The following is a 14,263-nucleotide window of genomic DNA, read 5'->3' on the forward strand; positions in this document are numbered from 1 at the left end:
GCGCGCCGTCGCGGCAGGGCAGGGCCTGAGGGGGCGGGCAGGGACCGTGGCTAGGCCAGCCAACGGATCCGCATGCAGGGATGGCCGTATCAGGAGCGATCGACAAGAGGCAGCGGGCCGCACCACGGCTGCGCTGCGTTTTCGACGCGGCTCCAAGCCTGATTGACGAAAAACACGAAGAGGACTTCACCGTGATCGACAAGACTTTCCGCCTCACTCCGCTGACCGGCGCCATTCTGATGATGGCCCTCGGTGCTTCCGGCACCTTGGCCGCGGCGCCCAAGCTGCTGGTCAAGGAACCGGCCCAGGCAGCCCCTGCCGGTGCCGCCTTCAGCAGCCGCCTGATCGTGCGCTACAAGGACGATTCGGCCGCCGCGACCGATCGCAACAGCAAGCTGAGTGCCGTGCAGGCCGCCGTCGGCCGCGTCGGTGCCGCATCGGGCGCACGCAGCGCCGCTGCCGCCGCGAAGGCGACCTATGTGCGCAAGCTGGGAATCGGTTCGGACCTGATCAAGCTGTCCAGTACCCTGACCCCCGCGCAGGTGGACAAGGTGGTGGTGGAGCTGAAGAACGATCCTGTCGTGGCCGATGTGCAGATCGATCGCATGCTGCGTCCGGTGGAAATCCGGAAGAGCGTGGCCGCCATCGACGTGAGCCCGCAGCTGGTTCCCAACGACCCGTTGTACGCGCAGTACCAGTGGCACCTGAGCAACCCCACCGGCGGCATCAATGCGCCGGCGGCATGGGATCTGTCGCAGGGTGCGGGCGTGGTGGTGGCGGTGCTGGATACCGGCATCCTGCCGGGCCATCCGGACTTCGCCGGCAATCTGCTGCAAGGCTACGACTTCATCTCCGATGCCGAGGTCTCGCGCCGTCCGACCGATGCCCGGGTTCCCGGCGCGCTGGACTACGGCGATTGGGAAGAGGCCGACAATGTCTGCTACCCCGGTTCGGTGGCACAGGAAAGCTCCTGGCACGGTACCCACGTCTCCGGTACCGTGGCCGAGGCGACCAACAACGGCGTCGGTATGGCCGGCGTGGCGCCCAGGGCGACCGTGCTGCCGGTGCGCGTGCTCGGCCGCTGCGGCGGTTACACCTCCGACATCGCCGATGCCATCGTGTGGGCCTCCGGCGGCACGGTGCAGGGGATCCCGGCCAACACCAATCCGGCCGAAGTGATCAACCTGAGCCTGGGCGGTGGCGGGGCCTGCGATGCGGCCACCCAGCTGGCGATCAATGGCGCGGTCGCGCGCGGCACCACCGTGGTGGTGGCGGCCGGCAACAGCAGCGACGACGCGGCTGACTACTCGCCGGCCAGCTGCAACAACACCATCACGGTGGGTGCGACCCGTATCACTGGCGGCATCGCCTACTACTCCAACTACGGCAGCAAGGTCGATCTGTCCGGTCCGGGCGGCGGCGGCAGCGTGGACGGCAATCCGGGCGGCTATGTCTGGCAGGCCGGCTACACCGGCGCCACCACGCCGACGTCCGGTTCCTACACCTACATGGGCCTGGGGGGCACCTCGATGGCATCGCCGCACGTGGCCGGCATCGTGGCCCTGGTGCAGAGCGCAGCGATCGGTCTGGGCGAAGGTCCGTTGACGCCGGCCGCGGTGGAAGCCCTGCTCAAGCAGACCAGCCGCCGTTTTCCGGTGACCCCGCCCAGCGCAACGCCGATCGGCAGCGGCATCGTCGATGCCAAGGCCGCACTGGAAGCGGTACTGGAAGAGCCCTGCGATCCGGAGACCGAGAGCTGCGCACCGACCGCCATCGCCCTGACCAACAAGGTGCCGCTGACCGGCCTGAGCGGCGACTACGCCAGTTCCACGCTGTACAGTTTCGAAGCCAAGGCCGGTGCGGTGCTGAGTTTCATGACCTATGGCGGCACCGGCGACGTGTCGGTCTATGTCAGCCATGAAGCCGAGCCCAGCACCACCAGCTTCGATGCCAAGTCGACCCGTCCCGGCAACAGCGAAACCGTCCGTTTCACTGCGCCCAAGGCAGGGACCTACTACATCAAGCTGGTCGGCGCGATGGACTATGCGAAGGTGACGCTCGTCGCGCGACAGTAAGCTCGAGCAATAGTGTGACCGATGCCCCCGGCCAATCACCGGGGGCATCGTTTTTCAGGGTGATCGAACGACGCGCGCTTGATCGTCGCGGCAAACTGCTACAGTCGGCGCCGGACCAGTGGAGACGAGTGTGAACGCGGTTGCCGTCGATCCAATTGAGCATCGAAGCGCGGAGACGCGCATCGTCGAAGCGCTGCTTGAACGCCGTCGTCTGAAGGACACCGATCTGTTGCGCGCGCGTCAGCTGCAGGCCGAATCGGGGATGGGGCTGCTGGCCTTGCTGGGCCGCCTGGGCCTGGTGTCCGAGCGCGATCATGCGGAAACCTGCGCCGATGTGCTTGGCCTGCCGCTGATGGATGCGCGCCAACTCGGCGATACCCCGCCGGAAATGCTGCCCGAAGTGCAGGGGCTGTCGCTGCGCTTCCTCAAGCAATTCCACCTGTGCCCGGTGGGCGAACGCGATGGCCGGCTGGATCTGTGGATCGCCGACCCATACGACGATTACGCCGTCGACGCAGTGCGTCTGGCCACCGGCTGTGCACTGTTCCTGCAGGTCGGTCTGCGTTCGGAAATCGACGACCTGATCGAGCGCTGGTATGGCCAGGGCCGCAGCGCGATGGGCACCATCGTGGAAACCGCCGATGGCGATGCCAACAGCAGCGACGATATCGAAGCCTTGCGCGATCTGGCCTCCGAAGCGCCGGTGATCCGCCTGGTGAACCTGGTGATCCAGCACGCGGTGGAGCTGCGCGCCTCCGACATCCACATCGAACCGTTCGAAAGCCGGCTCAAGGTGCGTTACCGCGTGGATGGGGTGCTGGTGGAGGGCGAAAGCCCGCCCGCCAAGCTGACCGCCGCGGTGATCAGCCGCATCAAGATCATGGCCAAGCTCAATATCGCCGAGCGCCGCCTGCCGCAGGACGGACGCATCATGTTGCGCGTACAAGGCAAGGAACTGGACCTGCGCGTCAGCACCGTGCCGACCGCGCATGGCGAAAGCGTGGTGATGCGTCTGCTCGATCGCGAAACGGTGGTGTTCGACTTCTACAAGCTCGGCTTCACCGAAGAATTCCTGCCGCAGTTCCGCAAGGTGCTGGAGCAGCCGCACGGCATCATGCTGGTCACCGGCCCCACCGGCTCGGGCAAGACCACTACGCTGTACACCGCGCTGAGCCAGCTCAATACCGCCGACGTCAAGATCATCACCGTCGAAGATCCGGTGGAATACCAGATCGAAGGCATCAACCAGATCCAGGCCAAGCCGCAGATCGGGCTGGATTTCGCCAATGCATTGCGCAGCATCGTGCGCCAGGACCCGGACATCATCATGATCGGCGAAATGCGCGATCTGGAAACCGCGCGCATCGCGATCCAGTCCGCGCTTACCGGCCACCTGGTGCTCTCGACGCTGCACACCAACAACGCCGCCGGCGGCATCACCCGCCTGTTGGACATGGGGGTGGAGGATTACCTGCTGACCTCCACCATCAATGGCATCCTGGCGCAGAGGTTGGTACGCAAGCTGGATCTGGCCAATGCCGAACGCTACGCCGCCGCGCCGGAGGAGATCGAGAAATTCGATCTGCGCCGCCTGCAGCCGGAGGGCGAGATCTTCCTGTATCGCCCGCGCCCGTCGGCCGCCGCGCCGACCGGTTATCTGGGCCGCACCACCATCGTCGAATTCCTGGTGATGAACGACGAACTGCGCCGTGCGGTGATGCGTCGCGCCGGCATGGGCGAGATCGAACAACTCGCCCGCCAGGCGGGCATGCGCACCATGTACGAAGACGGCCTGGCCAAGGCCCTGCGCGGCGAAACCACGATCGAAGAAGTGCTGCGCGTGACGGAGGATGCGTGATCTGTCCGGTTGATGCTGTCGAAAGGCCGGGAAAGCCGGGAAAGCCGGGACCCGGGACCCGGGACCCGGGACCCGGTAAACGCAACAGCGAGAAGCCGGCGACGGCGTCGCTCGCTAGCGAACCAAGCGCGGCCATCCTTCAGTTGCGCAGCGGCGCGCTTCTCACGGGTCCCGGGTCCCGGATCCCGGGTCCCGACAAGTGCAACAACAAACCGTCGGCCCTAGCGTCGCTTGCCAGCGCGGCCATCGTGCCGTTGCTCAGCGCCCGGCTTTTCACGGGTCCCGGGTCCCGGGTCCCGGGTCCCGGCTTTCCCGGCCTTCCAGCCTGATGCCCCTCTACCGCTACAAAGCGCTGGACGCGCACGGCGAAATGCTCGATGGCCAGATGGAAGCGGCCAGCGATGCCGAGGTGGCGCTGCGCCTGCAGGAACAGGGCCACCTGCCGGTGGAAACCCGCCTGGCCACCGGCGAAAACGATTCGCCCTCGCTGCGCATGCTGCTGCGCAAGAAGCCATTCGACAATGCTGCGCTGGTGCAGTTCACCCAGCAACTGGCGACGCTGATCGGTGCCGGGCAGCCGTTGGACCGCGCCCTGTCGATCCTGATGGACCTGCCCGAAGACGACAAGAGCCGGCGGGTGATCGGCGACATCCGCGACACCGTGCGCGGCGGTGCGCCGCTGTCCTCGGCCCTGGAACGCCAGCACGGGCTGTTTTCCAAGCTCTACATCAACATGGTGCGCGCGGGTGAGGCCGGCGGCAGCATGCAGGACACCTTGCAGCGGCTGGCCGATTACCTGGAACGCAGTCGCGCGCTCAAGGGCAAGGTCATCAACGCCTTGATCTATCCGGCGATCCTGCTGGCGGTGGTGGGTTGCGCGCTGCTGTTCCTGCTCGGTTACGTGGTGCCGCAGTTCGCGCAGATGTACGAAAGCCTGGATGTGGCGTTGCCCTGGTTCACCCAGGCGGTGCTGAGCGTGGGGCTGCTGGTGCGCGACTGGTGGATCGTGCTGGTGGTGGTGCCGGGCATGCTGGGACTGTGGCTGGATCGCAAGCGACGCAATGCGGCGTTTCGGGCGGCGCTGGACGAATGGCTGTTGCGCCAGAAGGTGGTCGGCAGCCTGATCGCGCGGCTGGAAACCGCACGCCTCACGCGCACCCTGGGGACCTTGCTGCGCAATGGTGTGCCGTTGCTGGCGGCGATCGGCATCGCGCGCAACGTGATGTCCAATACCGCCCTGGTCGACGACGTGGCCGCCGCTGCCGACGACGTCAAGAACGGCCATGGCCTGTCGATGTCGCTGGCGCGCGGCAAGCGCTTTCCGCGGCTGGCGCTGCAGATGATCCAGGTGGGCGAGGAATCCGGCGCGCTGGATACCATGCTGCTCAAGACCGCCGACACGTTCGAACTGGAAACCGCACAGGCCATCGATCGCGCGCTGGCCGCGCTGGTGCCGCTGATCACCCTGGTGCTGGCCTCGGTGGTGGGCCTGGTCATCATTTCGGTGCTGGTACCGCTGTATGACCTCACCAATGCCATCGGCTAGTCGCGGCGGCGCGGCCGACCTGCAGGCACGCGCAGTGCGCAGCTGCGATGTCGCTGTGGGCAGCGCGATCGCCATGCGGCATGCTGGCGCGCGTGCGCTGCACCGTGCCGGTCACAGGCAGCGGCCGACGATGGTGCCCCATTTTTTCGGCGACCGTCCTGTCCATGGGCGGGAACCATTGCTCTGGTCGCCCTGTCTTGTATTGGCGGCAGCATTCTTCATCGACGTGCAAGGAAATCGTTCATGATCAAGCGTTCCATCACCCGCAGTCCGTCGCGTGCAGGCCAGGCCGGTATGAGCCTGCTGGAAATCATCATCGTCATCGTGCTGATCGGTGCGGTGCTCACCCTGGTCGGCAGTCGCGTGCTCGGCGGTGCCGATCGCGGCAAGGCCAATCTGGCCAAGTCGCAGATCCAGACCCTGGCCGGCAAGATCGAAAACTTCCAGCTGGACACCGGCAAGCTGCCGAGCAAGCTCGACGACCTGGTCACCCAGCCCGGCGGCAGCAGCGGCTGGCTGGGCCCATACGCCAAACCGGTCGAACTCAACGATCCGTGGGGCCACACCATCGAATACCGCGTGCCGGGCGATGGGCAGCCGTTCGACCTGATCAGCCTGGGCAAGGACGGGCGCCCCGGCGGCAGCAGCTACGACGCGGACATCAAGTACCAATAAGCCGCGTCCATGTGCCGTGCGCGTCCGCCGTTGCGTTGCCCTCCCGCAGTGTTCGGCCCCGGCCGCAGACGCGCGCGCGGCACCTCGTTGCTGGAAATGCTGCTGGTGATCGCGCTGGTCGCCATGGCCGGCGTGCTGGCGGCGGCCGCCCTGAACGGCGGCATCGACGGCATGCGCCTGCGCACCGCCGGCAAGGCGATCGCCTCGCAGTTGCGTTACACGCGCACCCAGGCCATCGCCACCGGCACTCCGCAGCGGTTTCTGATCGATCCGATGCAACGCCGCTGGGAAGCGCCCGGCGGTCATCATGGCGATCTGCCGTCTTCGCTGGACGTGCGCTTCACCGGTGCGCGCCAGGTGCAGTCGCGGCAGGATCAGGGCGCGATCCAGTTCTTTCCCGATGGCGCTTCCACCGGCGGGCGGATCGATCTGCAGGTCAAGGACGCGCGCTGGCGCGTGGACGTGGGCTGGATCACCGGCGAAGTGCGTTCCGGTCCGTTGCGGACGCCAGCGCCATGAGGCGACAACGCGGCTACTCCCTGATCGAGGTGATCGTGGCCTTCGCCTTGCTCGCGCTGGCGCTGAGCCTGTTGCTGGGATCGTTGTCCGGTGCCGCACGTCAGGTGCGTGCGGCCGACGAAGGCACGCGCGCCACGCTGCACGCGCAATCGCTGCTGGCTGCGCAAGGCATGGAGAAGCCGTTGGTGCCCGAACAACAGCAGGGCAGCTTCGAGAACGGGCATTTCCGTTGGTCGATGGACGTGCGCCCGTACGAGGAGCCGCGCCGCAACCCGCAGGCGCCGGTGGCCCCCGGCGCGAACCGGCTGCTGCAACTGACCCTGGTGGTGCGTTGGGGCGAGGCGCCCAGCCAGAAGCTGCAGTGGCGCACCTTGCGGCTGGTTGCGCCCACCGCGCAGGACAGCGCGCTATGACGCGTGCGCGCAGCGCCGGCTTCACCCTGATCGAAGTGCTGCTGGCCACCATGCTGCTGGTCGGCGGGCTGGCGCTGGCCTTCGCCACCTTGCGCTCGGCCAGCGCGGTGAGCCAGCGCGGCGAAGCCATCGCCCAACGCAGCGAGCGCATGCGCGCGGTCGAGGAGTTCCTGCGCCGGCGGCTGGCCGCCGCGTTGCCGCTGGCGATGAGCATCGATCCGCAAAGCCAGCAGCCGATGCTGTTCGTCGGCGAACCGCAGCGCATGCGGTTTGCCGCCGACGTGCCGGACTACCTGGGTCGCGGCGGCCCCTACCTGCACGATCTGTCGGTGGCCGGCGACGGGCAGCGGCGCAGCCTGCAGATTGCGCTGACCATGTTGCAATCGGGCAAGTCGATCGAAGAAGGCAAGGCATTGCCGCCGGAGACGCTGACCGATGGCGTGCAGCAGGTGAGCTTTCGCTATCGCGGCATGGATCCGCAGAACGGACGCCTGAGCGCCTGGTTGCCGCAATGGGAGTGGCACGACCGTCTTCCCCTGCTGGTGCGCATCGAGATCCGCAGCGACGATACGGCCTGGCCGCCGCTGGTGGTGGCGTTGCCGCAATCCAGCAACCCGGGAGCCGGGCAATGAGCGCGATGCGCGGTGCCGCGCTGGTGCTGGTGCTGTGGTTGATCGCGTTGCTCACCGCGATGATCGGCGCGTTCGCGCTGACCGCACGCGTGGAAGCGCTGCAGGGCAACATGCTGCGCAATGGCGCGCAGGCGCAGGAATACGCGCGCGCCGGCCTGGAGTACGCGCTGTTCCGCTTGCGCAGCGCCGATACCCAGGCGCGCTGGCGCGCAGACGGCCGGCGTTATCGTTGGCAGATGGACCAGACCAGCGTGGAGATCCGCATCGTCGACGAAAGCGGCAAGGTGGATCTGAACATGGCCGAGCCGGCATTGCTCGCCGCGCTGGTGCGTGCGGTGGATGGCGAGCAAGGCCGCGACACGCGCATCGCCGGCGCCATCGTCGATTGGCGCGATGGCGATTCGTTGAGCCAGCCCGGCGGCGGCGCGGAAGATCGCGACTACGCCGATGCGGGCCTACCCTATGGCGCCAAGGACAGCCCGTTCGAAACCCTGGGCGAATTGCGGTTGGTGCTGGGCATGGATGGCGAGCTGTATCGCAAGCTGCTGCCGAACCTCACCTTGTACAGCGGTCGCTCGCGTCCGGAAGCGCGCTTCGCGCCGGGCCCGGTGTTGACGGCGATGGGCCTGGACGCACGGCAGCTGCTGGCGCAGCGTGACGCGCCGCTGGGTTTGCCGGGCAGCGAGGCGACGGTCGGTGGCTCTGACACTTATAGTATCGAGAGCCGGGCGCGACTGAGTCAGGGACGCGAGGCAGTGTTGCGGGCGGTCGTGTCCATCAGCGCGTCCGCGTTACCGGGGTCGGCCTATACCGTGTTGCGTTGGGAAGAGGGAGCAGCAGTGCAATGACCGCATGGCGGGACACCTTGGGTCGTATCGGCGTACGCGCCATGCCGGGCGCCGGCGGCTTCTGGCGTTGGTGGCAGCAATCGCTGCTGGCGTGGCTGCCGCAGCGCTGGCAATGGCAGCTGGGTCTGTCGCAGGCGCGCCTGCTGTTGCAGCTCGACGGCGACAGTCTGCAGCTGTTGCGTCAGCGCGATCAGAGCCGCGAGACGATCGCCAGCCTGCCGTGGCCGGTGCAGCCGCACGAGGTCAACGGCGTGCTGCCGACCGCGCTGGACGGCCTGCCGCGGCATTGGCTGCTGCCGGCGGCGCAGGCGTTGCGGCGTCCGTTGCGGTTGCCGGCCGCGGCGGCGGCGCGCCTGCAGGATGTGGCGCGCTTCGAGATCGACCGGCAGACCCCGTTCACTGCCGACCAGGTGTATTTCGATGCGCGCGTGCTCGACGTGCGCGAAGACGGCCAGCTCGATGCCGAACTGGTGGTGGTGCCGCGGCGCATGATCGATGGCGAGGCCGGCGTGCCCGATGCCTGGGCGACCGCGTTGTCCGGCATCGACGTGGCCGATGCGCAGGGCGCGCCGCTGGGGGTGAACCTGCTGCCGCCGGCGCGCCGGCTGCGCCGCAGCGACCCGATGCAGCGCTGGAACCTGCTGCTCTCGGCCACCGCACTGGTGCTGTTGGCGGTGGCCGGCTGGCTGCTGCTGGACAACCGCCGGCAGGCCGCCGACGAGCTGCGCGCCAAGGTGCAGTCCAACGCTGCGCGCGCACGCCAGGTGGCTGCCGAACGCCAGCAACTGATGGACCTGGTGGAGGGGGCGACGTTCTTCCAGCAACAACGTGCCACCCGTCCGACCTCGGTGGAGATCTGGGACGAGCTGAGCCGGCGGCTGCCGCGCGGCACCTATCTGGAGAAATTCTCGGTCGAAGGCGGGCAACTGCAGTTGATCGGCCTGAGCAACGAAGCCTCCTCGCTGGTGCGGCGGCTGGAAGGCTCGCCGTTGTGGCACACGCCGTCGCTGACAGGCGTGCTGCAGAGCGATGCCGGACGTGGTGTCGATCGTTTCACCATCACCGCCGAGCTGGTCGGCCCGGATGCGAAGGAGGCCGCCGATGCCGCGCAGCGTTAAGCGCGATCGCTGGATCGCTCTGGGCCTGCTGCTGCTGGTCCTCGGCGTGGCCTACTTGGTGCTGGTGCACCCGTGGTTCACCCAGCCGATGATCGCCGCACAGGACGAACTGCAGGCGCTGCGCGAACGCGAGCTGCGTGTGCGCGTGCAATTGCAGCAGGCGCCGCAGGTCAGCCAGCGCTTGCAACAGGCACGCCAGACCCTGGAGAGCCGGCCGGGGTTCCTGCCGGAAACCTCCGCCGAGCTGGCCTCGGCCGGGCTGGTGCAACGGCTGGAGCGCGCCGTGGTGGAAGCCAGCCCCGGCAACCGCAGTTGCGCCATCAGCAACCGTTCGCCGCTGCAGCCGGAAAGCAAGGGCCGCTTCACCCGCGTGGCGGTGCAGGTGCGCCTGCGCTGCGGCACCCCCGAGCTGGCCTCGGTGCTGTACAGCCTGGAGAACGGCACCCCGCGCCTGTTCGTGGACAATCTCAACGTGATGGCGCAGCGCTACCAGCTCTCGCCCAACGAAAGCGGCAACGGCCTGGATATCGCGTTCGAACTGGCCGGCTATCTGCGCCCGGGCGCCAGCGCTGCGCCGTTGAACACCGAGGCCGCGCCGGCTGCCGCCGAGACTGCGGAGGCCAGCGATGCGTCTTGACCTGATCGGTCTGAGGACCTGGCTGCTGGCCACCGTGGTGGGCTGGGCCCTGTTGGTGTGCATCCTGGCCGTGGCCGGCCTGGGCAAGCGCGTGGAGCTGCTGCCGGACGATCCGGCACTGGTGCAGCGCCTGCCCACGCTGCCGGCACCGGCGCCCGAGCGACTGGGGCAGTTCGGGAAATACTCGGAGATCGCCGCGCATCCGGTGTTCGCCGAAGATCGTCTGCCGCATCCGTTCTTCCTGTCCGGCAACGACGGCAGCGGCGCCGCCTCGACGGTGCGCCTGACCGGTGTGCTGCTGACCGACAACTTCAAGATGGCCACACTGACCCTGGACCCGCAGGATTCGGTGCGCGTGCAGCTCGGCGGCGAGGCGGTCAAGGGCTGGCGCCTGCTCGCCCTGCAACCGCGCAGCGCCACCATCGAGGGCCCGGGCGGCACCCAGACCCTGGAACTGCACGTGTTCAACGGCCAGGGCGGGCAGCCGCCGACCGCCAACGCGTCCGCGCGAGGTGCGCCCGCTGGCACCCCACCGTTGCCGGCGCCCGGCGTGGGTGCGCCCGCCGATGCCGCCGCGACGATGCCGCAGCCGCAGCCGCAGCCACAACCGGCCGCGCCGCCCGAGCAACAGCCCGGCGGCCAGCCCCCGCCGACCGTGCCGCCGCAGCGCAGCGATGGCGCACAGGAAGCTCCACGTCCCTCCGACGATCAGATGCGGGCCATCCGCGAACGCATCGAAGCCCGACGCCGCCAGCTGCAACAGCAGCGCCAGAGCGGCTCTACCCCCGGTCAGACCCAATGAGTGAACGCATGACGCCGCGCCTGTTTCCCGTGTCCCTGCTGATTGGCCTGCTGGCCGGTTGCGCCACCACTCCGCCGCCGGACGTGCGCCGCAATGCGCGCCTGGATCCGCAGGTCGGCGCCGCCGGCGCCACCCAGACCCCCGCCGAGCAGCGTGCCGACGGCAATGCCAGCGCCAGGCCCGGCCCGGTGATCCGCCGCGGCAGCGGCACCATGATCAACCAGAGCGCCGCGTCGGCGCCGGCGCCCACGCTGGGCATGGCCAGCAGCGGCAGCGCCACCTTCAACTTCGAAGGCGAATCGCTGCAGGCCGTGGTCAAGGCGATCCTGGGCGACATGCTCGGGCAGAACTACGTCATCGCCCCCGGCGTGCAGGGCACCGTAACCCTGGCCACGCCCAATCCGGTGTCGCCCGCGCAGGCGCTGAACCTGCTGGAAATGGTGCTGGGCTGGAACAACGCCCGCATGGTGTTCAACGGTGGCCGCTACAACATCGTGCCGGCCGATCAGGCGCTGGCCGGCACGGTGGCGCCCAGCACCGCCTCGCCCTCGGCCGCGCGCGGTTTCGAGGTGCGCGTGGTGCCGCTGAAGTACATCTCGGCCAGCGAAATGAAGAAGGTGCTCGAGCCCTACGCGCGCCCGAACGCCATCGTCGGCACCGACCCGGCGCGCAACGTGATCACCCTGGGCGGCACCCGCGCCGAGCTGGAAAACTATCTGCGTACGGTGCAGATCTTCGACGTGGACTGGCTGTCGGGCATGTCGGTGGGCGTGTTCCCGATCCAGTCCGGCAAGGCCGAGAAGGTCGCCGCCGATCTGGAAAAGGTATTCGGCGAACAGAGCAAGACGCCCAGCGCCGGCATGTTCCGCTTCATGCCGCTGGAGAACGCCAATGCGGTGCTGGTGATCACCCCACAGCCGCGATACCTGGACCAGATCCAGCAATGGCTGGACCGCATCGACAGCGCTGGCGGCGGCGTGCGGCTGTTTTCCTACGAGCTGAAGTACATCAAGGCCAAGGACCTGGCCGATCGCCTGGCGGAAGTGTTCGGCGGCGGGCGCGGCAACGGCGGCGACTCCAGCGCCTCGCTGGCACCGGGTGCAGAGACCAGCGTGCTGGGCGGCCAGCTGGGCAATCGCGACAGCAGCATGGGCGGCAGCTCCGGCCTGACCGGTGGCAGCATCGGCGAAAATGGAGGTGGCACGGTTGGCGGTGAGTTCGGTGGCGGCAGCGGCATGGGCGGCGGCAGTACTGGCGGCGGCCTGGGCAACGGCAGCCTGCAACTGTCGCCGCGCAGCAACGGCAATGGCGCGGTGACGCTGGAGGTGGAGGGCGACAAGGTCGGCGTGTCGGCCGTGGCCGAAACCAACACCCTGCTGGTGCGCTCCACCCCGCAATCCTGGAATTCCATCCGCGACGTCATCGAAAAGCTCGACGTGATGCCGATGCAGGTGCATATCGAGGCGCAGGTGGCGGAGGTCAATCTGACCGGCGAGCTTGAGTACGGCGTCAACTGGTACTTCGAGAATGCAGTGAATGCCCCGGTGGCGTCTGGTGGCGCCGGATTGCCGCCGGCCGCAGGGCGTGGCATCTGGGGCGATATCGCAGGAACCGTCACCAACACGGGCGGCTTGGGTTGGACATTTCTTGGCAAGAACGCAGCGGCGGTCATCAGTGCGCTGGATACCGTAAGCAATGTGCGTTTACTGCAGACACCTTCGGTGTTCGTGCGAAACAATGCCGAGGCCACGCTGAATGTGGGCTCGCGCATTCCGATCAATTCGACGTCGATCAATACCGGGCTGGGCAGCGATAGCAGCTTTTCCTCGGTGCAATACATCGACACCGGCGTGATCCTGAAAGTACGTCCGCGCGTGACCAAGGACGGCATGGTGTTCCTGGACATCGTGCAGGAAATCAGCACCCCGGGTGCACGGCCTGCAGCGTGTACGGCAGCGACCACAACCACCGTCAATAGCGCTGCCTGCAACGTCGATATCAATACGCGTCGCGTCAAAACCGAGGCGGCGGTGCAAAGTGGCGACACCATGATGCTCGCAGGCTTGATCGACGACACGACGACCGATGGCAGTCAAGGCGTTCCCTTCTTGAGCAAGCTGCCGGTCGTCGGCGCCCTGTTCGGTCGGAAGACCAGAGACACCGGTCGCCGCGAAGTCATCGTGCTGATCACCCCGTCGATCGTGCGCAACCCGCAGGAAGCGCGCAATCTCACCGACGAGTACGGCCAGAAGTTCAAGGCCATGGAGCCGTTGAAACCCAGCCAGAAGGCGCAATGAGTGCAGCACTGCCCGTCGTGCTGGTGCCGGTGGGCACCGACGACGAGGCGTTGGATGCCTGCCTGGGCGCGCTGGATGCCGCCACGCCCGCCGGCACGCGGGTGTGGCTGGCCGACGATGCGCAGGCCGGTCCGCGCGGGCGCGCGGTGATCGAACACTGGCTGGCGCGCACCCAGTTGCAGGCACATCACACCCGCCGCCAGCGCATGCTCGGCGCGGTGGCGCATCTGGACGAAATGCTCAGCGCCTGCGGCGATGCCGATGTGGCGGTGCTGGGTGTGGATGCCTGCCCGCTGCCGGGCTGGCTGGGCCAGCTGAGCGCGTGTTTCGCACGCGACGCCGCCATCGCCACCGCCACGCCGTGGAGCAATGTGGGCGAAGCCTGCAGCTGGCCGCGGCTGGGCGAACTCAATCCGCCGCCCGACGCACCGGAACGGCTCGCCGCCGCCTGCGCGGCGATGCCGCCGCTGCACCCGGAACTGCCCTCGGCGGTTGGCCATGCGGTGCTGTTGCGTGGCAGTGCACGGCGCAAGGCCGGCGGCCTGGATGCCAGCAGCTACGGTTCCTGGTATGCCGCGCTGGTGGACTTGAGCCTGCGCATGGGCGGCCTGGGCTGGCGCAACGTGCTGTGCGACACGGCCTTCGTGGCTTCGCCGCACGAAGGCCTCCCGGCCGACGGCGACATGGAAGCGCTGGCCACGCGCTGGCCGGCCTGGCACGCGCGCCTGGCCAGCTTCCTCATGCACGACCCGCTACGCGCCCAGCGCGAGCAGCTGAGCCAGTTGCTGGCCGACCTGCCGCCGCCGGATCCGCAGCGCACGCTGTTCGACGCGTAATCGTCCC

Annotated in this window: 13 protein-coding genes; all 13 read left to right on the forward strand. The window is 68.0% G+C overall.

From position 1 onward, the window contains the following. The first annotated feature begins 191 nt into the window (after positions 1-191). The 13 genes from LL962_RS03200 to LL962_RS03260 all read left to right on the forward strand — a co-directional run bounded on the left by LL962_RS03200 (position 192) and on the right by LL962_RS03260 (position 14,256). On the forward strand, positions 192-2,075 hold the full coding sequence (locus tag LL962_RS03200) for a S8 family peptidase (protein WP_228315865.1): 1,884 nt from the start codon (positions 192-194) through the stop codon (positions 2,073-2,075). Between the two features lie 130 nt (positions 2,076-2,205). After that, a complete protein-coding gene (gene gspE, locus LL962_RS03205) occupies positions 2,206-3,933 on the forward strand; it encodes a type II secretion system ATPase GspE (protein ID WP_167395175.1) in 1,728 nt (575 codons plus the stop codon). Between the two features lie 328 nt (positions 3,934-4,261). Then, positions 4,262-5,479: a type II secretion system protein XpsF gene (gene xpsF, locus LL962_RS03210; RefSeq protein ID WP_104585014.1), complete on the forward strand. Its 1,218-nt coding sequence runs from the start codon at positions 4,262-4,264 to the stop codon at positions 5,477-5,479. 243 nt (positions 5,480-5,722) lie between these two features. Beyond that, a complete protein-coding gene (gspG, locus tag LL962_RS03215; protein ID WP_104536305.1) occupies positions 5,723-6,154 on the forward strand; it encodes a type II secretion system major pseudopilin GspG in 432 nt (143 codons plus the stop codon). Positions 6,155-6,163: 9 nt separating this feature from the next. After that, positions 6,164-6,673, forward strand: coding sequence for a type II secretion system protein XpsH (xpsH, locus tag LL962_RS03220; protein ID WP_104585010.1), 510 nt, complete (start codon positions 6,164-6,166; stop codon positions 6,671-6,673). Beyond that, positions 6,670-7,086: a type II secretion system protein XpsI gene (xpsI, locus tag LL962_RS03225; protein WP_104585008.1), complete on the forward strand. Its 417-nt coding sequence runs from the start codon at positions 6,670-6,672 to the stop codon at positions 7,084-7,086. Before xpsH ends, xpsI begins: the two co-directional genes overlap by 4 nt. Next, the gene (locus LL962_RS03230) at positions 7,083-7,718 is read left to right on the forward strand and encodes a type II secretion system protein J (RefSeq protein ID WP_104585006.1); all 636 of its coding nucleotides are present in this window, start codon (positions 7,083-7,085) and stop codon (positions 7,716-7,718) included. Before xpsI ends, LL962_RS03230 begins: the two co-directional genes overlap by 4 nt. After that, positions 7,715-8,566: a general secretion pathway protein GspK gene (locus tag LL962_RS03235; protein ID WP_228315866.1), complete on the forward strand. Its 852-nt coding sequence runs from the start codon at positions 7,715-7,717 to the stop codon at positions 8,564-8,566. The genes LL962_RS03230 and LL962_RS03235 overlap by 4 nt, the downstream gene beginning before the upstream one ends. After that, positions 8,563-9,684, forward strand: coding sequence for a PilN domain-containing protein (locus tag LL962_RS03240; protein ID WP_228315867.1), 1,122 nt, complete (start codon positions 8,563-8,565; stop codon positions 9,682-9,684). The genes LL962_RS03235 and LL962_RS03240 overlap by 4 nt, the downstream gene beginning before the upstream one ends. After that, positions 9,668-10,321 (forward strand): type II secretion system protein GspM, encoded by a 654-nt coding sequence (gspM, locus tag LL962_RS03245; RefSeq protein ID WP_228315868.1) that lies wholly within the window; start codon positions 9,668-9,670, stop codon positions 10,319-10,321. The genes LL962_RS03240 and gspM overlap by 17 nt, the downstream gene beginning before the upstream one ends. After that, complete coding sequence (gene xpsN / locus LL962_RS03250; RefSeq protein WP_228315869.1) at positions 10,311-11,123, forward strand: type II secretion system protein XpsN; 813 nt, start codon at positions 10,311-10,313, stop codon at positions 11,121-11,123. Before gspM ends, xpsN begins: the two co-directional genes overlap by 11 nt. After that, positions 11,120-13,420 (forward strand): type II secretion system secretin GspD, encoded by a 2,301-nt coding sequence (gene gspD / locus LL962_RS03255; protein WP_228315870.1) that lies wholly within the window; start codon positions 11,120-11,122, stop codon positions 13,418-13,420. Before xpsN ends, gspD begins: the two co-directional genes overlap by 4 nt. Next, on the forward strand, positions 13,417-14,256 hold the full coding sequence (locus LL962_RS03260; protein WP_228315871.1) for a glycosyltransferase family 2 protein: 840 nt from the start codon (positions 13,417-13,419) through the stop codon (positions 14,254-14,256). Before gspD ends, LL962_RS03260 begins: the two co-directional genes overlap by 4 nt. The last annotated feature ends 7 nt before the right edge of the window (positions 14,257-14,263 follow it).

Source organism: Xanthomonas sp. NCPPB 1067, assembly GCF_020783795.1.
Classification (GTDB): domain Bacteria; phylum Pseudomonadota; class Gammaproteobacteria; order Xanthomonadales; family Xanthomonadaceae; genus Xanthomonas; species Xanthomonas melonis.